This window comes from Sphingomonas sp. FW306-05-A, from assembly GCF_058782275.1.
The window spans coordinates 901,686-923,626 of sequence record NZ_JBYSXN010000001.1 but is presented as its reverse complement, the minus strand read 5'-3'; the positions used below and the strand labels follow the sequence as shown (position 1 = coordinate 923,626).

21 protein-coding genes and 1 other RNA gene are annotated in these 21,941 nt (G+C 65.2%); 12 read left to right on the top strand and 10 right to left on the bottom strand.

Annotation, left to right across the window (positions count from 1 at the left end; translation table 11 throughout):
* Positions 1-61: 61 nt before the first annotated feature.
* The 3 genes from AC3WJR_RS04320 to AC3WJR_RS04310 all read right to left on the bottom strand — a co-directional run bounded on the left by AC3WJR_RS04320 (position 62) and on the right by AC3WJR_RS04310 (position 5,449).
* Positions 62-2,842, bottom strand: coding sequence for a TonB-dependent receptor (locus AC3WJR_RS04320; protein WP_492722575.1), 2,781 nt, complete (start codon positions 2,840-2,842; stop codon positions 62-64).
* Positions 2,843-3,057: 215 nt separating this feature from the next.
* Entirely contained in the window at positions 3,058-4,125 is a 1,068-nt protein-coding gene (locus tag AC3WJR_RS04315; protein ID WP_492722573.1) for an acyl-CoA dehydrogenase family protein, read from the bottom strand.
* 106 nt (positions 4,126-4,231) lie between these two features.
* Entirely contained in the window at positions 4,232-5,449 is a 1,218-nt protein-coding gene (locus tag AC3WJR_RS04310; protein ID WP_492722571.1) for an acyl-CoA dehydrogenase family protein, read from the bottom strand.
* Between the two features lie 369 nt (positions 5,450-5,818).
* Here AC3WJR_RS04310 and AC3WJR_RS04305 point away from each other — a divergent pair, with 369 nt between their 5' ends.
* The 8 genes from AC3WJR_RS04305 (at position 5,819) to AC3WJR_RS04270 (ending at position 13,919) form a co-directional block, all read left to right on the top strand.
* Positions 5,819-7,045, top strand: coding sequence for a TCR/Tet family MFS transporter (locus AC3WJR_RS04305; protein WP_492722569.1), 1,227 nt, complete (start codon positions 5,819-5,821; stop codon positions 7,043-7,045).
* Between the two features lie 43 nt (positions 7,046-7,088).
* On the top strand, positions 7,089-7,781 hold the full coding sequence (locus AC3WJR_RS04300) for a glutathione binding-like protein (protein ID WP_492722567.1): 693 nt from the start codon (positions 7,089-7,091) through the stop codon (positions 7,779-7,781).
* A gap of 212 nt (positions 7,782-7,993) precedes the next feature.
* Positions 7,994-9,511: a class I adenylate-forming enzyme family protein gene (locus tag AC3WJR_RS04295; protein WP_492722565.1), complete on the top strand. Its 1,518-nt coding sequence runs from the start codon at positions 7,994-7,996 to the stop codon at positions 9,509-9,511.
* Positions 9,508-10,293: a thioesterase family protein gene (locus AC3WJR_RS04290; protein WP_492722563.1), complete on the top strand. Its 786-nt coding sequence runs from the start codon at positions 9,508-9,510 to the stop codon at positions 10,291-10,293. The genes AC3WJR_RS04295 and AC3WJR_RS04290 overlap by 4 nt, the downstream gene beginning before the upstream one ends.
* A 165-nt stretch (positions 10,294-10,458) precedes the next feature.
* Entirely contained in the window at positions 10,459-10,935 is a 477-nt protein-coding gene (locus AC3WJR_RS04285) for an EF-hand domain-containing protein (RefSeq protein WP_492722561.1), read from the top strand.
* An 87-nt stretch (positions 10,936-11,022) separates the two neighbouring features.
* A complete protein-coding gene (locus AC3WJR_RS04280) occupies positions 11,023-11,742 on the top strand; it encodes a response regulator (protein ID WP_354280257.1) in 720 nt (239 codons plus the stop codon).
* A 29-nt stretch (positions 11,743-11,771) separates the two neighbouring features.
* Positions 11,772-13,076 (top strand): sensor histidine kinase, encoded by a 1,305-nt coding sequence (locus AC3WJR_RS04275; protein WP_492722558.1) that lies wholly within the window; start codon positions 11,772-11,774, stop codon positions 13,074-13,076.
* 33 nt (positions 13,077-13,109) lie between these two features.
* Positions 13,110-13,919 (top strand): hypothetical protein, encoded by an 810-nt coding sequence (locus tag AC3WJR_RS04270; RefSeq protein WP_492722556.1) that lies wholly within the window; start codon positions 13,110-13,112, stop codon positions 13,917-13,919.
* 42 nt (positions 13,920-13,961) lie between these two features.
* Here AC3WJR_RS04270 and AC3WJR_RS04265 read toward each other — a convergent pair whose 3' ends face one another.
* Positions 13,962-14,417 (bottom strand): GNAT family N-acetyltransferase, encoded by a 456-nt coding sequence (locus AC3WJR_RS04265; RefSeq protein ID WP_492722553.1) that lies wholly within the window; start codon positions 14,415-14,417, stop codon positions 13,962-13,964.
* A 109-nt stretch (positions 14,418-14,526) separates the two neighbouring features.
* Positions 14,527-14,988 carry a GreA/GreB family elongation factor gene (locus AC3WJR_RS04260; protein WP_492722551.1) on the bottom strand — a complete coding sequence of 154 codons (462 nt, stop codon included), beginning with the start codon at positions 14,986-14,988 and terminating at the stop codon, positions 14,527-14,529.
* A 114-nt stretch (positions 14,989-15,102) separates the two neighbouring features.
* Between AC3WJR_RS04260 and AC3WJR_RS04255 the strand changes: the two genes are divergently transcribed.
* From AC3WJR_RS04255 to AC3WJR_RS04245, 3 genes are all read left to right on the top strand, one after another.
* The gene (locus AC3WJR_RS04255) at positions 15,103-16,956 is read left to right on the top strand and encodes an ABC-F family ATP-binding cassette domain-containing protein (RefSeq protein ID WP_492722548.1); all 1,854 of its coding nucleotides are present in this window, start codon (positions 15,103-15,105) and stop codon (positions 16,954-16,956) included.
* 86 nt (positions 16,957-17,042) lie between these two features.
* Positions 17,043-17,453 (top strand): SufE family protein, encoded by a 411-nt coding sequence (locus AC3WJR_RS04250; RefSeq protein WP_492722546.1) that lies wholly within the window; start codon positions 17,043-17,045, stop codon positions 17,451-17,453.
* A 101-nt stretch (positions 17,454-17,554) separates the two neighbouring features.
* Positions 17,555-18,313: an SIMPL domain-containing protein gene (locus AC3WJR_RS04245; RefSeq protein WP_492722544.1), complete on the top strand. Its 759-nt coding sequence runs from the start codon at positions 17,555-17,557 to the stop codon at positions 18,311-18,313.
* Between the two features lie 19 nt (positions 18,314-18,332).
* Here the strand turns inward: AC3WJR_RS04245 and AC3WJR_RS04240 are convergent, their stop codons facing one another.
* The gene (locus AC3WJR_RS04240) at positions 18,333-19,124 is read right to left on the bottom strand and encodes a hypothetical protein (protein ID WP_492722542.1); all 792 of its coding nucleotides are present in this window, start codon (positions 19,122-19,124) and stop codon (positions 18,333-18,335) included.
* A 266-nt stretch (positions 19,125-19,390) separates the two neighbouring features.
* Between AC3WJR_RS04240 and AC3WJR_RS04235 the strand changes: the two genes are divergently transcribed.
* Complete coding sequence (locus AC3WJR_RS04235) at positions 19,391-19,711, top strand: DMT family transporter (RefSeq protein ID WP_354280243.1); 321 nt, start codon at positions 19,391-19,393, stop codon at positions 19,709-19,711.
* Between the two features lie 129 nt (positions 19,712-19,840).
* Here the strand turns inward: AC3WJR_RS04235 and AC3WJR_RS04230 are convergent, their stop codons facing one another.
* The 4 genes from AC3WJR_RS04230 to AC3WJR_RS04215 form a co-directional block, all read right to left on the bottom strand.
* Positions 19,841-20,167, bottom strand: coding sequence for a thioredoxin domain-containing protein (locus AC3WJR_RS04230; protein ID WP_492722539.1), 327 nt, complete (start codon positions 20,165-20,167; stop codon positions 19,841-19,843).
* Entirely contained in the window at positions 20,164-20,709 is a 546-nt protein-coding gene (locus tag AC3WJR_RS04225) for a J domain-containing protein (RefSeq protein WP_492722537.1), read from the bottom strand. The genes AC3WJR_RS04230 and AC3WJR_RS04225 overlap by 4 nt, the downstream gene beginning before the upstream one ends.
* 84 nt (positions 20,710-20,793) lie before the next feature.
* An RNA gene (rnpB, locus tag AC3WJR_RS04220) (RNase P RNA component class A) lies at positions 20,794-21,187 on the bottom strand.
* Between the two features lie 10 nt (positions 21,188-21,197).
* Complete coding sequence (locus tag AC3WJR_RS04215) at positions 21,198-21,887, bottom strand: N-acetylmuramoyl-L-alanine amidase (protein WP_354280238.1); 690 nt, start codon at positions 21,885-21,887, stop codon at positions 21,198-21,200.
* Between the last annotated feature and the right edge of the window lie 54 nt (positions 21,888-21,941).

The window sequence follows — 21,941 nt, the reverse complement described above, 5'->3', positions numbered from 1 at the left end:
ACGCCAGGCAGCGGCTTGAAGGTTGGCGGATTTCGGGCCGCCTGCCTGTCGCGTTACGCGATCAGAACTTGCCCCGCAGGGTCACGCCGTAGGTGCGTGGCTCGGCAAGGAATTGCGAGAAGAGCTGTCGACCGCCGGGATAGCGCGGATCGACATAGGGCGCGCTGGTCGTACCCGCCTGGAACGGCGAGTTGAACGCGACCTGCGCATAGTTCTTGTTGAAGATGTTCTGCCCCCAGAATTCGATCGCCCACCGCTCCTCGCGGCCACGCAGGCCGACGCGCGCGTTGAACAACGCAAAGCTGTCCTGCCCCTTCTGTGGGAACAGATCCGAACCCGTGTTATAATTGTCGCTCAGGCGGCTATCGACATAGAATAACGCCGAAAGGCCGCTGTCGCCAAGCCGCGGGGTCCAGGCGACCGAACTGGTTACGACAATCTTGGGCGCGTTCGACAGCTGTTTGCCCGGCAGCACGCGGAGCGCGGGATCGAGCGGCGCACCGCTGCTGTTGCCGACCACGTTCTCGCGATATTGTGTTGATTGGTAGGTCCCGCCCAGATTGACGCGAAGATCGCGCATCGGGACCAGCGACGCTTCCAGCTCGACACCCTGCGACAGTACGCCGTAGCTGGTATCGCCGCTCGCGCACCGTCCGGTGGTGGCGCTGAGATCGCGGTCCCCGCCGTTCAGGCTGGTGGTGCAGCCGTTGACGTTCTGGACCAAGAAAACCGTGCCATTGAACGTATTGAGCTGGAAGTTGCTGAATTCCTGCCGGAACGCCGCCGCCGACAGCGTGAACGGGCCAGTCCCGTATTTCGCGCCGATTTCGTAGGACGTCACCGTCTCGGGGTCGAACTGAAGGTTGCCGACCAGCGCCTGCGCACCGCCGACCGCTGCGAAGGTGGTCGTCGGAGCACCGTTAAACACCTGAATCGGGTTCTTGAGCGCGGACCGATCGAGGTTGAACCCGCCCGCCTTATACCCGCGCGAATAGCTGCCATAGAGCAGCATGTGGTCGAACGGACGCCACGACAGGATGCCCGTGCCGCTGAAGCGATCCTCGTGCCGCTTGCTGTTGATCGACACGCCGTTCAGTTCGGCGGTCGAATTGCCCTGACACGACAGGCCGATGATCCCGCCCGCGACCGCCGACAGCGCGGCGTTGGTCAGGAACGGCGTAAGCGCGGCCTGGTTGGCGACGCAAGCGGTGTTGTCGTTGCCGAAGGTCGCCGCGAACTTCTTGGTCTCGTTGGTGTAGCGCACGCCAAGCGTGACATCGAGCCGGTCAGTCAGGTGGATGATGTTGTGGGTGAAGGCCGCAAAATTGCGGCTGTTCTGGGTGTAGCGATCGAGCGTCGAACCCTTGTCATTGATCCCGTCGAGCCGGTCAAATGCGGCATAGATCAGCGGCGATGCGGCCCCGAACGCCGCTGGTCGCGCACCAAGGCACGCAGGGGATGTCGGAGAATACAATGCCGCGAGGCCACCACCAGATACGATGCGACAGGTCGCGAAGCGGCCGTACTGGCTGCCGAACCGCAGATTATCCGTCACGGTCAGATCTTCGTTTGCGAAGTAGCCGCCGACCAGCCAGTCGAGCTTGTTGTCGAACAGATTGCCCTGCAACCGCAATTCCTGCGTGAACGTCTTGAACTGCCGCAGCGAATTGCCATCGGCGGCACGGTACAGGATATCGACCGAGCTATAGTCGGTGTCCGACCCCTGGTCGCTCTTATACTCGCGGTAAGCGGTGATCGAGGTCACATTAATCCCGCCGAGTGCCCAGTCGATCTGGCCCGAAATACCCTTGTCGGTCGTGATCCCCGCAAAGCTCCGGCCGCGGCTGACGCTGACATCCCGGCTGTATCCGGCGTTGTTGATCCGGGACAAGGGCTGGCCGAGATCGCGCAGCACGTTGACGATGTTGTTGCCCGTCCCCTGCAACGGCGCGAGCGGGGTGGATGGGTTGTTGAGGTTGCCGACGAACGAATTGACCGAATTGTCGACATAGGTCGCGGCGCAGCATTTTTCGTCGCGATGCGTATAGTCGGCGATCAGCCGAAGCGAGAAATCTGCGCTCGGCTGATACAGGATCTGCCCGCGAACGAAGTAACGGTCGCGGTTGTTGATGTCGGTGTCGTTGGTCGTGTCGCGGTAAAAGCCGTCGCGCTTGACGTACACCGCATCGACGCGTGCCGCGATCGTCTGCGTGAGCGGCACGTTGACCGCGCCGGCAAGGCGGTAGAAATCATAATTGCCGTAGGTCGCCTCGGCGTTGCCACCAAAGGTGAAGCTTGGTTTCTTCGAGAAGACGTTGATGACGCCTGCCGAAGCATTGCGCCCGCCGAGCGTGCCCTGTGGGCCGCGCAGCACTTCGACCCGGTCGATTTCACCAAGCTCGTTAAGCCCGATGCCCGCGCGCGACCGATACACGCCATCGATGAACACCGCGACCGAGCTTTCGAGGCCGGGGTTGTCGCCAACGGTACCGATACCGCGAATGCGCGGCGACCCATTGGCTTCCGATCCGGTCGACGACACCAGCAGCGACGGTGCGAGCTGGCTCAACTGGCGAATGTCGTTCGCGCCTGAATTGGCAAGCGATGCCGCCGACACCGCCGACACCGCTACCGGCACATTGGCGAGCAACTGTGCACGCCCCTGCGCGGTGACGATGATGTCCTGGCCGGTATCGTCCTGGCTTTCGTTGACTTGCGTGGTGGTGGGTGCGGGCGCTGGCGTTCCCGCCGGTGGGGTCGCTTGCTGGGCGATCGCAGGACTGGCCGTCCCGATCGCCAGAGCCGAAAGCGCACACGCCACCAAATACCGCGTATTGGGCATCTTTATCTCTCCCCGGATCGGAACGCTGATCGGCTCCGTACCCTATCCTCGAATGCTCCTAGAGAGGACCGTCGTCAAGCACCAGAAACTGCGTATTGACGCGACATGACGTCAGTGTTGCAGAAAAGTCATAACAGCCGTTCTGTCCGTAACGGCCAGAACGAATCTTCTAAAATATCGATAAAGGATCGATCATCCAAACGGATGACGCACGGTCAATACCCGTTCAGTCGCGCAAACCGCTCGCGGTGGTACGCCGCATTGCCCCACATCGCTTCCAGCACACGTGCGCGCTTGATGTAGAAGCCCGCATCATAATCGTCGGTCATGCCGATCCCGCCATGCAGCTGGATCATCTCGCGACTCATTAGGTTGAGCGTGTCGCTTGCGATTGCCTTGGCGAGGCTGACCGACTGGTCGAGGTCCGACCGCCCCGCGTCGATCGCCTCCAGCGCCCCTTCCACTGCCGAGCGCATCAGTTCCAGTTCGGTAAACAGCTTCGCCATGCGGTGCTGCAAGGCCTGGAACGTCGACAATTGCTGCCCGAACTGGACACGCGTCTTGAGATAATCGTTGGTGGTATGGAACGCCTGTTCCGCCATGCCGAGCATTTCTGCGCACACGATCGCGGTCGCACGGTCGACGACCTGCGCGGTCAGCGTTGCATCCCCAAGTCGGATCGCGGGAGCCGCAACGAACCGAACTTCGGCATGGCTGCGCGAATCCGCCATCGCGCGCGACGCGCGGGTCACGCCTGTGTCGCCGGAAACGAGATAGAGCCCGTCCGCCGCAGCGACCACGAACAGCGTCGCGCCATCGCCCTCAGCGACGAACATTTTGGTTCCGGTCAGTGCGCCGTCGACGACCTGCGTGGCGAGCCCGGTCTGCGCATGGACCGGCCCCTCGTCGACCGCGAGCGTCGCGACGACCTCACCGCTTGCGATCCGCGGCAGCCATTCTGCACGCGCCGCATCCGATCCGCCCATCACGATCGCGCTTGCCGCAGCCGCGCTCGCCGCCAGCGGCGAGGCCGCGAGGTTGCGCCCGAGCTGCTCCAACACCAACCCGAGCGACAGATAGCCGAAACCGGTGCCACCGAATGCTTCCGGAATGACGATGCCACCAAGCCCCATCTCGGCCAGCGTAGCCCAGGTGCCCGGGTCATACCCCTCCGCCGGGGCGGCGGCGCGCATCTTGCGAAAGGCAGCGACCGGGGCTTCATTGTCCGCCCACTCGCGCACCATGTCGCGCAGCATCGTCTGTTCGTCGTTGAGTACGGCCATGTCGCTATCCCCGCTTTTGGTTGGGAGAAAACGGGGGAGAATGGCTTCAGCCATCCTTCACCCCGCCCCTCTCCGGCGCGCCGCGGTCGCGGCCGCCTGTCTGTTGTTACTGGTGGTCGAGCATCCCGAGGATGCGCTTGGAAATCACGTTGTTCTGAATCTCGGTCGAGCCGCCGTAGATCGACACCGCCTTGCCCCACAACCAGGTGCGGGTCTGCTCGAGCTCCGCGTCGGTAAAGCCGTCGCCTTCCCAGCCAAGCCCCGCCATCCCCATGATCTCGATCGACAATTCGGCACGATCCTGCGTGATCCGCGCGCCGACGTTCTTCATGATCGAGGTGGCGGCGGACGGCCCCTGGTTCGACTTCGCCTCGAGCGCTGCGCGCCGCAGCGTCAGCGCGAAGGCGCGCGCGTCCATCTCGTGCCGCACGATCCGCATGCGCAGGTCGCTATCGTTGACCCGGCCCTGCTCGTCGCTGCCGCGGTAATCCTTGGCGAGCGCGTTGACCGGCTTGCCCGCGAACAGCCGCGAGGCGGACCCGCCGCCCGACAGGCTCGAGCGCTCATGCTGCAACAGCCGCGTACCGATTTCCCAGCCCTGCCCCTCACGCCCGACGAGATTGCCCTTGGGCACCTTCACGTCGGTGAAGAAGGTCTCGCAGAACGGCGACTGACCGGAGATCATCCGGATCGGCTTCACGTCGACACCCTCGGCGGTCATGTCGAGCAACAGGAAGCTGATCCCGCCGTGCTTCTGCGATTTGTCGGTACGAACGAGCGCGAAGCATTTGTCCGCCCACTGCCCGCCGCTGGTCCAGGTCTTCTGCCCGTTGACGAGGTAATGGTCGCCCTTGTCCTCGGCATAGGTCTGGACGTTGGCGAGATCGGACCCGGCATTGGGTTCGCTATACCCCTGGCACCAGCGCACTTCGCCCTTGGCGATCGCGGGGATATGCTCGCGCTTCTGTTCCTCGGTGCCATATTCGAGCAGCGTCGGGCCGAACATCATCACGCCCATCCCGCCGATCGGGTTCCATGCGCCGATCCGCGCCATTTCTTCCTGCAGCACGCGGATCTGCGCCTTGTCGAGCGCGCCCCCTCCATAGGCCGCGGGCCATCCAGGGACGCCCCAGCCCTTCTCGCCCATCGCCTTTTGCCACGCGACTTCGTCGGCGGACGGGTCGCTCGGACCCTCGAGCGCGGACATCGCATTGTCCTTGCCCTTGAGCGCGGGCGGAAAATTTTTGGCAAGCCAATCCCGCGCCTCTTCGCGGAAGGCGTCGAGCGCAGTCGCTGGAGTGTCGAGTTCGGGCGCGGTTGCCATGAAACCTGTCCTTGGTTGCAAAAACTGAAGATCGGGTATGGCGGCGCGATGCCATAGATCGGGTCGGATTGGAAGCGCAAAGACGGTACGTGGAAGGGCATTTGCTGCCGTCCATGCGAAACTGAACGCGGCCCGGCCATCACCCCCCGTTCGGGCTGAGCGAAGTCGAAGCCCTCTCTTCCCACAAAGCTCGGTAGAAGACGCGAGCGGCCCTTCGACTTCGCGCAGGGCGAACGGTAATGGGTGGGTATCGCTGAATTGCGTGCCCGGCTTTGAAGGGGCGCGAAACCGTCGGGTGCGTACCGCGACAAAAAGAGTCGCGCCCGGTCAAACTCCGCGTAAACTCGTTATCCCGGGGGGGACCGTCCAATGCCAGCTACCAGTCGCGCCATGCCGATCGTTCTCGCCGCCGTGCTGATCGACACGATCGGCTTCGGCATCGTCATGCCGGTGTTTCCCACGCTGCTTCGACACCTCGGCCACATCGACCTCGAAGCGGCGACGCGTGTCGCCGGCTATATGCTCGTCGCCTTCGCGCTCGCGCAATTCGTCGCGGGGCCGGTGCTCGGCAACCTCAGTGACCGCTTCGGGCGTCGCCCGGTACTAATCGCGTCGATGCTCGCATTCGGGGTGGATTACGCGCTGATGGCGGTCGCACCGACGCTTTCGTGGCTGTTCCTCGGGCGCACCGTCGCCGGGATTGCGGGGGCGATCTATAGCCCCGCAAGTTCGGTGATCGCCGACGTCACCCCGCCCGAGCGCCGCAGCGCCGCCTTCGGCTATATCAGCGCAGCCTTCGGGATCGGCTTCGTGATCGGCCCTGCGATCGGCGGACTGCTGGCAGGGTTCGGCCCGCGCGCCCCGTTCATCGCCGCGGCGGTGCTCGCGCTTGGCAACGCCGCGGTGATGGCGGTCGCGATGCCCGAAACCCATGCGCGCGAGAACCGCCGCGCCTTCCGCTGGCGCGACGCGCATATCATCGGCGCGTTCAAGCCGCTGTTCGCCATGCGCATCGCGGTACCGCTGCTCGTTACATGCTTCGTCTACCAGCTCTCGCACATGATTTATCCCGCGACATGGGCGTTCTGGGCGACGATTCGCTTCGACTGGAGACCGAGCGCGATCGGGTGGAGCCTGGCTTACATCGGGCTGATCATGGCGTTGGTGCAGGGCCTGGTCGTCGGCCCGGTGATCGCGCGGATCGGCGACCGGCGCGCGCTGGTGATCGGGCTCGCGGCGGATGCGGCGGGGTTTCTCGCGTTCGCCTTCATCGGCGCAGGGTGGCAAGCCTATGCGATCATGCCGATCGCCGCGCTGTCCGGCTTCGTCGGCCCTTCCGTCAACGGCCTGCTGTCGCGGATGGTCGGCCCCGATCGACAGGGCGCGTTGCAGGGCGGGATGGGGAGCCTCGGCAGCATTGCCTCGATCATCAGCCCGCTGTTGATGACCCAGGCCCTCGCCGCCGGAGTCAGCCAGGGCTTCGTCGGTGGTGCGTTCCTGCTCGCCGCCGCGCTGGCGCTCACTGCGCTCGTCATCGTCCTGTGGAAAGTGCTCGACCGTTTCCCGACTGCGGCGAGCGCGATTGCGGAGGTGTGACCGCTACCCCATCTCCCGGGCAACATCATCAGGAGCCGCGCGCATGATCGACCTGTATTACTGGCCAACGCCCAATGGCCACAAGATCACGCTCTTTCTTGAAGAAGCCGGGGTCGAGTATCGCATCATCCCGGTAAACATCGGGACAGGCGAGCAATTCCAGCCAGACTTCCTTAAGATCGCCCCCAACAACCGCATGCCCGCCATCGTCGATCACGATCCGGCCGGCGGCGGCGAACCGATCACGATCTTCGAGTCCGGTGCGATCCTGCTGTATCTGGCCGACAAGTACGGCCAGTTCATCCCCGCCGACGTCCGCGGGCGGACCGGGACGGTGCAATGGCTGATGTGGCAGATGGGCGGGCTCGGGCCGATGCTTGGACAGAACCATCATTTCAGCGGCTATGCGCCCGAGAAGATCCCCTACGCGATCGACCGCTACGTCAAGGAAACCAATCGTCTGTACGGCGTGCTCGACCGGCGGCTGGAGGGGCGGGAGTTCGTTACCGGGAGCTATTCGATCGCCGACATGGCGGCCTATCCGTGGATCGTGCCGCATGAGCGGCAGGGGCAGAAGCTTGAGGACTTCCCCAATCTGAAGCGCTGGTTCGAGGCGATCGCGGCGCGCCCTGCGACGGTCACGGCCTATGCCAAGGGGGCCGAGGTGAGCGAACAGAAGCCGATGACCGAGGAAGCGAAGAAGATTCTGTTTGGGCAGACCGCAGCAGCGCGGTAACGCGCTTGCCCTTCCCAACCCGTTCGCCCTGAGCGAAGTCGAAGGGCTTGCGCTGCGCAAGGGGCTTCCACTTCGTTCAGCCCGAACGGAAGTGGGAGATACGTGAACTCGACCAGATCGGTCCGCCCACCTCCTTTTCGAACGTCCCGTATGGCATTCTACCCCTATCTCCCTTAGCAGACTCGAACTTCCGGATTCCGAAACGAGACTTCATGACCGCAGCAGATCTCCTCGCCAGCGACTTCGCCACCCTCCCCGATCTCGTCCGCGCCCATGCGCAGGAAAACGGCGACAAGGTCGCGCTGGCCGAGTCCGACGGGGAGATCGATTACGCCGCGCTCGATGCCCTGATGGACCGGATCGCCGCCGCGCTGCAACGCGATGGCGTCCGCAAGGGCGACGCCGTCGCGATCGTCGGCGCGGCCACGATCGACTATGCCGCTGTCTTCCTCGGCGCGCTTCGCGTCGGCTGCGTTGCCACCCCGATCGCTCCCTCGTCCACGCCGGCGGCGATCGTCGCGATGATCGAGGACTGCGCCGCGCCGATCACCTTCGTCGACGCGGACGCCGCCGCCGCGATGGGCGGGCACCGCATTCCCGGCAAGCTCGTCCACCTCAAGTCGCTCGGCCACTGGATCGCCCCCGAAGGCGCGCGGGCGCAGCCGGTCGCGATCGCACCGGAAGACTCGTTCAACATCATCTATTCCTCGGGTACCACCGGCACCCCCAAGGGCATCGTCCAGAGCCACGCGATGCGCTGGGCACACATCAACCGCAACGAGGCCGCCGGGTTCGCGCAAGCCGTCACGATCATCGCGACGCCGCTCTATTCCAACACCACGCTCGTCAGCTTCCTGCCGACGCTCGGTTGGGGCGGAACGGCCGTGCTGATGAAGAAGTTCGACGCGCGCGGCTATCTGCAACTCGCCGAACGCCACCGCGCGACGCACACGATGCTCGTCCCCGTCCAGTACAGCCGGATCATGGGCCTCGCCGATTTCGACCGCTTCGACTTGTCGAGCTTCGTGTTCAAGACGTCGACCAGCGCCCCCTTCTCCGCCGCGCTCAAGGCCGACGTCGTCGCGCGCTGGCCCGGCCTGCTGGTCGAATATTACGGGATGACCGAGGGCGGCGGAACTTGCCTGCTCGTCGCCAACGCGCATCCCGACAAGCTCCACACCGTCGGCCGCCCGATCGAGGGACACGACATCCGGCTGATTGACGACGACGGCCACGAAGTCGCGCCGGGTGAAATGGGCGAGGTCGTTGGCCGTTCGCCCGCGATGATGACCGGCTATCACGGTCGCGCCGAAGCGACCTCGGCGGCGGAATGGTTCGATGCGACCGGCAACCGCTTCATTCGCCACGGAGATGTCGGGCGGTTCGACGAAGACGGGTTCCTCACCTTGCTCGACCGCAAGAAGGATCTGATCATCTCGGGCGGGTTCAACATCTACCCCACCGACATCGAGGCGGTGCTGTCGCAGCATCCTGCGGTCGCCGATTGCAGCATCGTTGGCATAACCTCGGAAGCCTGGGGCGAGACCCCGGTCGGGTTCTATGTGCCGCATACCGGCGTCGACGCCAGCATTGATGACATCCTCGAATGGACCAACGCGCAGCTCGGCAAGACGCAGCGCTTGTCCGCGCTCCATGCGATCGCGGAACTGCCGCGCAGCGCGATCGGCAAGGTGCTCAAGCGCGACCTGCGCGAGTTGCTCTCCGCATGACGCCGATCTCCGATATCATCGCTGCCGCGACTCCGGTCGAGCACGGGTTCCGCGCCCAGGTACCAAGTGACTGGCTTCAGGGGCGGACGGCCTATGGTGGCCTGTCGAGCGCGCTCGCGCTCCACGCCGCGCAGGCCATCGAACCGGACCTCCCGCCGCTGCGTTCGGCGCAAGTTGCGTTTATCGGTCCGCTTAGCGGCGACATCACCGTCACCGCAACCAAGCTGCGGCGCGGACGCAATGCCGCGTTTATTCAGGCGGATATCACGTCGGACGCGGGGCTCGGTTACCGGGCGACGTTCGTCTTCATGGACGGGCACCCGTCGCGGGTCGACTTGCAGGGGGCCTTGCGCAAACCGCTTCCGCCGCCTGCCCCGGACGTCACGCTCTACACCGGCCCGGACGAGTTTTTTACCGGCAACTTCAACTTCCTGGATCTCAAGCAGGATGGCGACCGCGCGCTCGGCGAGGCGGAGTGGCTGCGCTGGGCACGGTTGCGCGACCACACGGGCATCGACGCCATGGTGGAGCTGATGGCGATCGGCGATGCGCTTCCGCCCGCCGCTTTCAAGTTGTTTGGCAAGGATTTCGTGCCGCTCAGTTCGCTCACCTGGATCGTCAACCTGCTCACCCCCACGCCGCGCACTACGGATGGGTGGTGGCTGCTGTCGGCCCGAACCGATCACGCGGTCGCCGGAGGATCGAGCCAGACGATGATAGTGTGGAACGCAGACGGCGAACCCATCGCTCAAGCCATGCAAAGTGTCGCAATTTTCGGCTGATCGCAGCAGTTCTGCGTCGGTATCAAGTCCATATTAAGCCGGTATCGCGCGCTTTGGCGACACTTTGATACAGTTTCGCGCATTGCCGACACATCCGGGGGACAGCTACGCTCGATAGGCGTACCTATGGTGACACGGGCATCCAGCCCCGGGAGGGAACCGGTAATGCACAAGCAACTGTTCGTGGTCGTCGCGGCGATCCTTGCCGCACCGCTCGCCATGCCCGCTTCCGTCGCCGCGCAGCACCCCCCCGCCGCCAACCCGAAGGCCGGCATGGCCCGCGCCGACGCCAACATGGACGGCAAGATTTCGCGCGCTGAGGCCGACGGCCAGGCAAGCCAGCGGTTCGACCGGCTTGATGCCAATCACGACGGCTTCCTCACGCCCGACGAAATGCCGGGGCCGGGCGCGCGGATGATCGGTCGGGCGGACGCGGACCATGACGGCAAACTGTCGCGTCCCGAATTTCTGGTCCAGTCGGGCAATCGCTTCGACCGGATCGACGCCAATCGCGACGGACAGATCACCGCCGACGAAATGAAGGCCTGGACCGAAAACGCTCGCGCCGCGCAGCGCGCCTCCCGCACCGACCCGGCCGATGCGATCGCCCCCGCCCAACCCGCGCGCCCGCCTGCCCAATAAGCCCCCGCGCGACCGGGCCGGAGAAGCGCCCCGCGCCTGTACAGCCCTCGCTTCCCTGATCGGAGCATCATGCTACACCCCGACCCCATGGGAGACACGCCACACCTGCTGCTCGTCGATGACGAACGCTCGATCCGGGAACCACTCGCGCAATATCTGACGCGGCAGGGTTTCCGCGTGACGCAGGCGGGCGATGCCGAAGGGGCGCGGGCGCGGATGAACGCCTATGCGATCGACCTCGTCATCCTCGATATCATGATGCCGGGCGAGGACGGCCTCAGCCTGACCCGCCACATCCGCGAGACCGGCGAGATTCCGGTGATCCTGCTCACCGCGCGGACCGAGGAGACCGATCGTATCGTCGGGCTCGAGATGGGCGCGGACGATTATGTCGTGAAGCCTTTCTCCCCGCGCGAACTGGCCGCCCGCGTGAAGGTGATCCTGCGCCGCGCGGCGGCGGGTGGCGTGCGGCAGCATGCGCCCGAAAGCGGATCGTTCGCCTTTGCCGGATGGGTGCTCAAATCGGGCGAGCGCACGCTGGTCGATCGCGACGGCGTGTCCGTGCCGCTGTCGACCGGCGAGTATAACCTGCTCCACGCGCTCGTCACGCGCCCGCGGCAGGTGCTTACCCGCGACCAGTTGCTCGATCTTACGCAAGGCCGCGAAGCCGCCGCGTTCGACCGCGCGATCGACAATCAGGTCAGCCGCCTGCGCCGCAAGATCGAGGCCGATCCCAAGGTTCCCGACCTGATCAAGACGGTATGGGGCGGCGGCTATACGCTCGCCGCCGAAGTCACCCGGCTTTGAGGCTGCTACCCCGCAACCTTTCGGGCCAGATGGCGCTGCTGATCGCACTCGCGCTGTTCTTCGCGCAGGCGATCAATTTCACGCTGTTCCTGCAGGAGCGCCGCCAGGCCCGGATCGAACAGGCGACCGGTCCCGCGGTCGCGCGGATCGTCGATGCCGAGGAACGGATCGCAGCGGGGCGGCTGCTCAGCACAAACAACCGCCGGATGCGGCTGGTCGCCGCCTCGCCGATCCGGATCGATGATACGCGCCGGCCCGAGATCGAGGTGGCATTACGCACGGCCCTGCATGATGTCGGGATTACCCCCAGACAGATTGAAACCCAGGTGATCCCGCTATCACCGAATAATCCGCGGCTGCGCTTTGTCCGGCGCGACCGGCTCGAACGGATGCTGCGCGACGGCGGCGAACTCGTGATCGCGGTCGAACGGAGCGATCATCGCTGGCTCGCGCTCAACCTGCCGTGGTCGCGCAACGAAAACTGGTTGCTGTGGCGGCTCGTGGCGCAGACGCTGATCCTGTATGCGATCGTGCTGATCCCGTTGCTCTGGGCCGGGCGGCGGATCTCCCGCCCGCTGCAAAGTCTCGCCCACGCCGCACGCAGCTTCGTCCCCGGCGAAGTGGACGTTCCCGTCGTCGAGGGGGGGCCGCAGGACGTGCGCGACACGATCGTCGCGTTCAACGCGCTGCGGCTCCGCGTCACCGCGATGCTCGACGAGAAGGACCGGATGCTCGGCGCGATCGGGCACGATTTGCGCACTCCGCTAGCGGCGCTGCGCGTGCGGATCGAGTCGGTCGAGGACGATACCGACCGCGAGAAGATGGCCGAGACGATCGCCGAAATGAACAGCACGCTCGACGACATCCTGTCGCTCGCACGGCTGGGCCGACCGAGCGAGCCGCCGACCGAGGTCGATCTTGCCGCGCTGGTCGATGCGGTGGTCGAGGATTTCCGCGACCTCGGCAACGACGTCGTTTTCGAGGAAGCTGCACGGCTGCGGATGCGGCTGCGCCCCGGGTTGATGCGGCGCGCGGTGCGCAACCTGATTGAAAACGCTATCAAATATGCCGGCTCCGCCGAGGTGATGGTCACCGAGACCGCGCGCACGGTGGAGATCGCGGTGTGCGACCGGGGTCCGGGCATTCCCCGCGACCGGTTCGAGGATGTGTTCGATGCGTTCACCCGGCTCGAAACCTCGCGCAATCGCGAGACCGGCGGGATCGGCCTCGGCCTTGCGCTTGCGCGATCGATCGTGCGCGATGCGGGCGGCAACATCACGCTCGAGAACCGCGATGGCGGCGGGCTGGTGGCGCGGATCACGCTGCCGCGCTAGACTGGCAGCAGTCCACGACGGCAGGAGGACGTGATGCACGACGAAGGGACGGGTCAGGGCAGGACCGGTCAGGGCGACGAGATCGTCCGTCGCGCACGCGGCGTGGCGGCAGGGTTCGCCGACGTTGGCCTGACGCAAGCCGAGGAACTGCTGCGTCGCCTGTCGCCCGAGGGCCGCGCGCAGGCACGTCGCGAGAAGGAAGCGCGGCAGCGGCGCGAGCGGCGGGTGTTGGCGCGCCTCGCGCTGGCGCTGGTCGCTGCGCTGCTGGTCTGGGCTACGCTTGGCATGGTGTTCGCGCCAACCATCGCGACGGCGCTCGCCATCGCGACGATGGTCGTGCTGACCGTCATGATCGCGCACCATTCCAAGGCAGCGCCCCGCGGTCGCGCGGCACTGGCCGAAGCAACGCTCCCCGATCTTGCCGCCGAGACGACGCTCTGGCTGACCGCCCAACGCCGTGGCTTGCCGCTGCCCGCGGCGCAACTCGCGGATGCGCTCACGCAGCGCTTTTCGGAGCTTGCGCCGCAGACCGCGCGGCTCGACCCGAAAAGCCCGGCCGCTGACGCGGTTCGCACCCTGATCGCAACCGAACTTCCCGACCTCGTCGACGGCTGGCGCGCCGTCCCGGTCTCGCGACGCACGGTCCCGCAAGCCAATGGCCGGACCCCGAACGATCATCTGATCGACGGTCTGCGCCTGATTGACATGGAGGTGGCACGCATGACGGACAATCTGTCGCACGGCGCGCTCGACGCGGTCGCGGTGCAAGGGCGGTATCTGGAACTGAAGTATGGCGACCTCCACACTCCGTTGCGATCGGACGACGCGGAGGGTCTACGCTAGAAACTTGTGTGCGGGACGAGCGAGCGGGTAGCTCCCAGAGGTTCAGAGCCGCATCTTGAACCCGACATGGCTAGGGACGAACCCGCATTTCTGCCAGAAACGATGCGCCGCCGTTCGCGACCCTTCGGACACCAGCTGCACCGTGCCACAGCCCGCGTCACGGCATTGTGCGACGGCCCAGCGAACGAAACGCTCCCCCTCCCCTTGCCCCCTGAGGTCAGCAACGATGCGGACCGCTTCGATATAGCCGTGGCTCGCGCCCCGCATCGACAAGCCGGGGACGACCAGCAATTGCATCGTGCCCACGATCCGCTCTCCGTCAACCGCGACCACCAACCGCTGATGATCGAGCGTCGCGATCGCTTGGAACGCCGCAAGATAGGCAGGCAACAGCGGCACCGAAGCATCTTCGCGTTGCGCACCCAACGGATCGTCCGCGAGCAATTGCACGATGGTAGGCAGATCAGCTTCCAGCGCGTCACGATAGACTATGTTCATGCAACAGCTTTAGGCAACGACATCCGCGCCAACAAGCAATCACGGTTTCCGTACTGCTCGACCGCCAGACATATGCGCGTCAGGATCAGATCACGCGCGTCCACGCTCGCTATGAAGCTTCAGTGATACGCACCACCTTGATGGCATCCGCTTTCCCGCCGAACTCGACCGTCTCTCCCACTTCCGCGCCAATCAACGCGCGCGCGAGTGGTGCCTGATAGCCGATCAGCCCTTCTGCCGGATCCGCCTCGTCGCCGCCGACGATCTCGACCACACGCTCGGTGCCCCCCATTCGGATCGTTACGCGGCTGCCGATCCCGATCTCGCCGGGCTCGGGCGCCGGAACGACTTCGGCGGTCGTCTGGCGGGTGTGCCAATAGCGTTGCTCGCGCAGCAATGCGGGGCGATCCTCCTCGGATGCCTGTTCCAATGCTGCATCCAGCCGTGCGATTTCGGCATCGATCAGCGCGAGTCCACGCGCGGTCACCAGATTGGGCCCCGGCGCGATCGGCCGTTCGAACTTGGGTTCGAGATGTTCGTCGTCGCTCTCGCGACGAAACGCTACGCTCATGGTCGTGTCCTCATGCGATCATCATCCGGCCTCGGACCGGGAATGTCCACCAACGCATGGGCACCAGGATCAGCCCTATTGGGTGCGGCGCAACATTCTGCTACGCGATCGCACATGCTGAACATCAACGGTATCACGGTGCGCCTCGGCGGGCGCGCCATTCTCGACGGCGCGAGCGCGGCCTTGCCGCCGAAGAGTCGCGTCGGTCTGATCGGACGCAACGGCGCGGGCAAGTCCACGCTGATGAAGGTCATGATCGGCCAGCTCGAACCCGACCTCGGCGAGATCGAGATGCCGCGCGGCACCCGCATCGGCTATATCGCACAGGAAGCGCCCTCGGGCACGACCACGCCGATCGAGCAGGTGCTCGCCGCCGACACCGAGCGCGCCGAGCTGCTGGTCGAGGCCGAGACGAGCCAGGACCCCAACCGCGTCGGCGAAATCCACGAACGCCTGATCGCGATCGACGCCTATACCGCGCCCGCCCGCGCCGCGCGGATTCTCGTCGGCCTCGGCTTCGACGAGGAAATGCAGGGCCAACCGCTCGACAGCTATTCGGGCGGCTGGAAGATGCGCGTCGCGCTTGCGTCGCTGCTGTTCTCCGAACCCGATCTGCTGCTGCTCGACGAACCCTCGAACCATCTCGATCTCGAAGCGACGCTGTGGCTCGAGAACTTCCTCAAATCCTACCCCGCGATGATGGTCGTCATCAGCCACGAGCGGGATCTGCTCAACAATGTGGTCGACACGATCCTCCACCTCGAGGGCGGCAAGGTCCACCTTTACACCGGCGGCTACGACAGTTTCGAACGCCAGCGCGCCGAACGCGTCGCCCAGCTCGCCGCCGCCAAGGCCGCGCAGGACACGCAAAGGGCAAAGCTCAGCGAATATATCGCCAAGAACAGCGCGCGCGCCTCGACCGCGAAACAGGCGCAGAGCCGCCAGAAGATGCTTGCCAAGATGCAGCCGATCGCCTCGATGGCCGAGGATCCGACGCTGTCGTTCGAATTTCCGTCGCCTGAGGAATTGCGCCCGCCGCTGATCACGCTCGACATGGCGGCGGTCGGTTACGCGGAAAAGCCGATCCTCCAGCGGCTTAACCTGCGGCTCGATCCGGACGACCGGGTCGCGCTGCTGGGCCGCAACGGCAACGGCAAGACCACGCTCGCCCGCCTGCTCGCCGCGCAATTGCCGACGATGGACGGCGAGATGAACGCCAGCGGCAAGATGCGCGTCGGCTATTTCACCCAATATCAGGTCGAGGAACTCGACGGCGACGACACCCCACTCGAACACATGACTCGGCAGATGTCGGGCAAGACGCCCGGCGCGGTGCGCGCGCAGCTCGGGCGGTTCGGTTTCTCGGGCGTCAAGGCGACGCAGAAGGTCGGCAAGCTCTCGGGCGGCGAGCGCGCGCGTCTGGCGCTTGCGCTGATCACGCGCGACGCACCGCACATGCTGATCCTTGACGAACCGACGAACCATCTGGACGTCGATGCGCGCGAGGCGCTGGTGCAGGCGCTCAACGCCTATGACGGCGCGGTCATCCTCGTCAGCCACGATCGCCACATGGTCGAGCTGACCGCCGACCGGCTGGTGCTGGTCGATGGCGGCACCGCGAAGGAATATGCGGGCAGCATGGAGGATTATATCGCCTTCGTGCTCGCAGGCGACGGTGGCGGCGAAGGGGCGAAGACCAAGGCGGTCAAGAAGGACGACAAGCCGCAACTCTCCGCCGCTGCGGTCGCGCTGCAGAAGAAGGCGCACGAGGCCGAGGCGTTGGTCGCCAAGCTCACCAAGCAGCTCAATGCCGTCGACCGCGCGATCGCGGATCCGTCCGCCGCAGAGGCGTGGCTATCGCGGATGAACGCAGCGGAACTTGCGAAGCAGCATGCGCAGATCAGCAAGAAGCTCGATGCGGCGGAAGCGGTGTGGTTCCAGGTCAGCGAGTCGCTCGAAACGGCATAAGCCGGGAGGAGCGCCGGGCGGGGTTCGTCACGCCGGACGTCAAGTCCTGCGTGACGAACCCCGCCCGCCCCGCCTATAGCGCCCCCATGCAGACGCTCGCCGACATTGAATCCGAATACAGCTTCCTCGAGGCGGACGACCGCTATCGCCTCCTGATCGACCTCGGGCGCGAGCTCGAACCGATGCCGGATCCGCTCAAGACCGATGCGACGCTTGTGCGCGGGTGTTCGGCATCGGTGTGGGTCTATCCGATGGTGCGCGACGACGGGACATTGCACTTCCTCGCCGACAGCAACGCCGCGATCACCAAGGGGATCATCGCGCTGGTGCTACTCGCGGTGCAGGATCAGGCGCCGGCCAAGATCCTTGCGACCGACGTGCCGCAGGAACTCGCGCCGTTCGACCTGAGCAAGCAGCTCAGCTCCAACCGTACGCAAGGCATTCCCAACATGATCGCGCTGATCCGCGAAACCGCCGCGCGCTACGTCGAGGCCTGACCCCCTCACCGGTAAAACGAGGCACGGTCTCGATCCCTAAAGACACTTATGGTGAAGCCGGTTACGCTGTCGCTCTACTGGCCTCTACCCGGAGACTCGCGATGCGCCCGATGATCGTCTTGCTGCTTGCGATGGTCTGCTCTCCGGCGGCCGCGCAACAAACCCATGACCGGGAACCGTCGATCCAGGTATCCGGAACGGCCACCGTGTCGACCAAGCCCGACATCGCCACTTTGGTCTATTGGGTGACGGGCGAAGGCAAGACGCCGGACGCAGCCAGCACCGCGCTCGCGACCAAGCAGAAGGCGATCGTTGCCGGTCTGACGGGACTGCTCGGCCAGGAAACGCGATTGTCCTCGGGTGAAGTCAGCGTGATCGAAACGCGATCTCCCGAATGTGACGGACCCGGCAATTACAACAATCGCCCGCGCCTCAGCGAGGGAGCCTGCACGGTCACCGGATATATCGCCAGCCTTCGCGGCGACGGACGGACGACGGCCGTCACCAAGGCCGGGACCGCGGCAGGCCTGGCGGCGCGACTGGGAGCGCGGGATGCGCGGGTGCAGTCGTTCGAACTGTCCAGCCCCGCCGACGCACAGCGGCGCGCAACCACTGCTGCAATCGCCGACGCGCGCGCCAGGGCCGAGGGATTGGCCAGCGGCGCGGGCGTCAAGCTGGGATCGCTGCTGTCGCTCAACGACCAGAACGCCATGAACGACATCACGCTCACGGGCGCATCGCAACGGGCCGAATTCGCCCCGCCGCCGCCACCGCCGGCCGCGCCGGTCGAGATCGCGGTTTCGCCACGACCGATCGAGACGACGGCCCGGGTCTTCGCACAATTCGCGATTGCAAGCTGATCGCGTCAGCGCCGACGGGTCAGGCGGCCACGCGCTCCGCGGTCGGCAATGCGTCCGCATGGTATGGCGACAGACCGAACTGCGCCTCTACCTCGGGGTCTAGCCACGATTCGATGTACGCCGCATCGTCTGCGGACAACGCGACGTAGCGTTGTGGCGTATAGGGTTCGTGCCCCTGCCCCTTGTAGCTCGAGACCTTCGTGAACGTCGGCACGCGCTCCAGTCCGGCGGCCATCGCGATCGTCGCCAGGAACCGCTCGGGAGCACGCACGAAGGCATCATAGCTGACCAGCGCGACGTTGTGCGCCCGTGCCGGAAGCGCCGCCCAGTGCCGCAGCTTGGCGGTGCGCTTGGCAATGCAGTTGTGGAACCGCTCGCCGGTGGCCGGGTCGCGTTCGTGAAGCATCTCGGTGCCGAGCATCGGGTGCCCCGGTTCGATATGGTGGACGTGTTCGTCCCAGCAACTGTGCCATTCACTGCGCAGGAAACTCTCGAACGGTTTGGCTTTCAAATCGGGGTGCGCGTGCCACGGCTGGCGATGCAGGCTGCGTGCCCAGTCAAAGGCGTCGCGCGCGACGACGACCGTCAGGGTATCCTCGGGGAAAACGGTCTGCGGGGGGACGAACCAGTGCTTGTGGCCCAGTTCGTCGGTCAGAGCAGCAGTCGGGCAATTGGTGGCGAGCGTCTGCGCGACGACGTTTGTCCCGCTGCAGCGCTGTCCGTAAATCTGGATACGCGTGATCGGCACGACCCCCCGCACGATCATGCTGAGACCGTTCTCCGGCCGACTCCAGTCGTACGTAATCGTCATGGAACCCTGCGAAAATCTTGGCGAGAAACACGCGCCCGCCTGTCGGTGGCGCCGATGCGCGCGCTACACGCTTGCGGTCACGCCGCCAACTCGATTGTTTCCTGCGTTACGAACGGTCTGGAAAACGGGCCTCGCCAACCCCATCATTGACCGCAGTGGACAGAACGAAGGCGACCGCCTATCGGACCCCGCTTCGCGCGCGCCTCTTTCGGGTTTCCGGCTGCCGCTTTCCCTGACGAGCCCGTATGTATGAAGGAGACCCGCAAATGGCGTGGCTCATCCTCGGCGTTGCCGTGGTTACCGAAATCATCTGGGCGCTCAGCCTCAAATGGGCAGCGATGCAGGGCAGCTGGCTCGCCTCCAGCGTACCGATCACCCTCAGCTTCATCAACATGGGGCTGCTTGCGCTCGCGATGCGCGGGCTTCCCGCGGGGACCGCTTACGCGGTCTGGACCGGGCTCGGCGCGGTCGGCGTGACGATCTTCGGGGTGATCCTGTTCGGCGAGAAGCTCAACGGGATCCAGATGGGGTTCATCGCGCTGATCATCGTCGGCGTGGTCGGAACCAAGTTCTTCGCGACCACGTGATCCGGCGGCGGCGGATGCCGCCCCTGCTGTCCTACAACGACCGATTTGCGTAAGGGGGAAGCCAGCTCTTTGACAGGTCTGGCTTCTCTCACCGCGCGAAAACGCAAAGCGATTCCGTCTAACTTCAGCCTAACCTTCCGCGACCGGCGGCACCGTCGCCCCGCTCAACCCCAGGTCGCGAGCGATGTCCGCGATCGGCGCGCCGCGCGCTACCAATGCCCAATCGCCCGGCGCCGCGCCGGTCACGACCGTCACAGCGTCGCGCGGGCAGATCCCAAGGCACTTCACCTCGATGATGCCGATCGAACCCTTGCGGCCTTTACGAACGCCCAGTTCCTCGCGCAGCGCCTTGGCAAGCGGCATCTTGCCCTTCGGCCCGAACCCGCCTTCCAGTTTCTTCGAGCATTTTTTGCAGACCAGCACGGTGTCGGTCCATTCGGATTGGACCGTTCTCAAACGTCGGGCTTCCACGTCCGCTGGTCTTCAGCGGCCTTGAGCACGTCATACGCCGCCTGAATCGCCATGAAGCGTGCGGCGGCTTCCTTGTCGCCCGGGCGAACGTCCGGATGGTTCGACTTCGCCAGCCGCCGCCACGCGATACGCACAGCGTCAAAATCGGCATCGACGTCGAGCTCGAGCACTTCGAGCGCCCGGATCTCGTCCCTCGAACGACTACCGTCGCCCGGCCCCGCCCATTGGTGGTGCCGCGATTCGGTGTAGCCTTCGGCAGTCTGTGTCTCGGCGCGCTCGCGTTCGGCGGCTTCCTCGGCGCTCAGACCCTCGAAGTAATTCCAGCCGCGATTGTATTCGCCGGCATGCTCCTGGCAAAAATACCAGCGTTCCGGGCTGTTGGGGGACTTCGGCGCGGGACAGTCGCCCTTGTTGGTGCACCCGTGCCGGTCGCACAGTCGGATCGTCGCCGCCTCGGTGCTGGATTCGCCATAAGCGCGCCAGCGGGGAAAGCCCCAATCGGTTGATCTGGATGTTGAGCGGGCCATAGCTGGCCATTTAGGCACGCCGGGCTGCCAGCGCCATGACGCTTTTGTGAAACCACAGTGAATTAAAGCGATCAGTGCATGAAATGCGCCAGAGGGTCTGTAAGCCGGGTTCTGTCCACCCCGCCGCATATGGCAAGGTTAGGCGACCATTCCTCTAGGACGACGCTTGCGCGCCGCCTCAAGCAATCAACCCGGGCGACGAGCTGAAACGAAGCCCATGTGCCGCCCCTATTCGATCTTGCTCCCGGTGGGGTTTGCCATGCCGCCCCTGTTACCAGGCGCGCGGTGCGCTCTTGCCGCACCCTTTCACCCTTGCCTGTTCCCCGTCCGATTTGCATCGGGGAGGACATCGGCGGTCTGCTCTCTGTGGCACTTTCCCTGGGGTCACCCCCGCCGGGCGTTACCCGGCACCGTCGTTTCGCGGAGCCCGGACTTTCCTCGCGTACTCGAAAGTACCCGCGGCCGCCCGACCCTCTGGCCCGCGCGTCTTAGGCATCCCCGGTGGGTTTTGGCAACAGCAGCGCGAGCAGGATGCTGCGACATTCGCCATCGATCTCGCCGTCGATCAGTTCGGGACGGAAGCGGCGCTGGAACGCGACGACCGCGGCAAGCTTGTCGCTGACATCATAGCCGAAGCGTTCGAGTGCGACGAGGAAGCCCGCGTCGCTCCACATCGGATCCATCAACCCCTTGGTCGGCCGCGGCAGCGCGAGGCGCAGCTTGGCCAGCCGGTTCCACGGAAACAGTTCGCCCGGATCCTGCTTGCGTGCGGGCGCGATGTCGGAATGGCCGACGACGTTGCCGCGCGTGATGCCGTGGCGTTCGGTGATGTCGGCGACCAGCCGGACGACCGCGTCGATCTGCTCCTCCATGAACGGACGATAGCCGAGCTCGTGGCCGGGATTGACGATCTCGATGCCGATGCTGGCGCTGTTGACGTCCTCGATCCCGCGCCAGCGCGACTTGCCCGCGTGCCAGGCGCGCATGTCCTCGGCGACCATTCGCAGGATCTGCCCATCCTCGGCGACGAGATAATGCGCGGAAACCTTAGCTTCCGGGTCACGCAGCCGGTCGATCGCGGCCTGCGCACTTTCCATGCCCGTATAATGCAGCACGATCAGCGACACGGGCAGAGAGCGCGTGTCGAAGTTCGGCGACGGTGTCTCGATCATATTCATGGCGCTGTCCCCTCCGAGCCCGTTTTCAGCTTAAGCACGGTACGGGGCGCGGCG

Bases quoted from the DNA above. Each gene is read 5' to 3' on its own strand.
- AC3WJR_RS04285 (WP_492722561.1), top strand. From the start codon at position 10,459: ATGCACAAGCAACTGTTCGTGGTCGTCGCGGCGATCCTTGCCGCACCG.
- AC3WJR_RS04235 (WP_354280243.1), top strand. From the start codon at position 19,391: ATGGCGTGGCTCATCCTCGGCGTTGCCGTGGTTACCGAAATCATCTGG.
- AC3WJR_RS04310 (WP_492722571.1), bottom strand. From the start codon at position 5,449: ATGGCAACCGCGCCCGAACTCGACACTCCAGCGACTGCGCTCGACGCC.
- AC3WJR_RS04265 (WP_492722553.1), bottom strand. From the start codon at position 14,417: ATGAACATAGTCTATCGTGACGCGCTGGAAGCTGATCTGCCTACCATC.
- AC3WJR_RS04260 (WP_492722551.1), bottom strand. From the start codon at position 14,988: ATGAGCGTAGCGTTTCGTCGCGAGAGCGACGACGAACATCTCGAACCC.
- AC3WJR_RS04300 (WP_492722567.1), top strand. From the start codon at position 7,089: ATGATCGACCTGTATTACTGGCCAACGCCCAATGGCCACAAGATCACG.
- AC3WJR_RS04275 (WP_492722558.1), top strand. From the start codon at position 11,772: ATGGCGCTGCTGATCGCACTCGCGCTGTTCTTCGCGCAGGCGATCAAT.
- AC3WJR_RS04215 (WP_354280238.1), bottom strand. From the start codon at position 21,887: ATGAATATGATCGAGACACCGTCGCCGAACTTCGACACGCGCTCTCTG.
- AC3WJR_RS04245 (WP_492722544.1), top strand. From the start codon at position 17,555: ATGCGCCCGATGATCGTCTTGCTGCTTGCGATGGTCTGCTCTCCGGCG.
- AC3WJR_RS04295 (WP_492722565.1), top strand. From the start codon at position 7,994: ATGACCGCAGCAGATCTCCTCGCCAGCGACTTCGCCACCCTCCCCGAT.
- AC3WJR_RS04225 (WP_492722537.1), bottom strand. From the start codon at position 20,709: ATGGCCCGCTCAACATCCAGATCAACCGATTGGGGCTTTCCCCGCTGG.
- AC3WJR_RS04240 (WP_492722542.1), bottom strand. From the start codon at position 19,124: ATGACGATTACGTACGACTGGAGTCGGCCGGAGAACGGTCTCAGCATG.
- AC3WJR_RS04280 (WP_354280257.1), top strand. From the start codon at position 11,023: ATGGGAGACACGCCACACCTGCTGCTCGTCGATGACGAACGCTCGATC.
- AC3WJR_RS04290 (WP_492722563.1), top strand. From the start codon at position 9,508: ATGACGCCGATCTCCGATATCATCGCTGCCGCGACTCCGGTCGAGCAC.
- AC3WJR_RS04305 (WP_492722569.1), top strand. From the start codon at position 5,819: ATGCCAGCTACCAGTCGCGCCATGCCGATCGTTCTCGCCGCCGTGCTG.
- AC3WJR_RS04270 (WP_492722556.1), top strand. From the start codon at position 13,110: ATGCACGACGAAGGGACGGGTCAGGGCAGGACCGGTCAGGGCGACGAG.
- AC3WJR_RS04250 (WP_492722546.1), top strand. From the start codon at position 17,043: ATGCAGACGCTCGCCGACATTGAATCCGAATACAGCTTCCTCGAGGCG.
- AC3WJR_RS04255 (WP_492722548.1), top strand. From the start codon at position 15,103: ATGCTGAACATCAACGGTATCACGGTGCGCCTCGGCGGGCGCGCCATT.
- AC3WJR_RS04315 (WP_492722573.1), bottom strand. From the start codon at position 4,125: ATGGCCGTACTCAACGACGAACAGACGATGCTGCGCGACATGGTGCGC.
- AC3WJR_RS04320 (WP_492722575.1), bottom strand. From the start codon at position 2,842: ATGCCCAATACGCGGTATTTGGTGGCGTGTGCGCTTTCGGCTCTGGCG.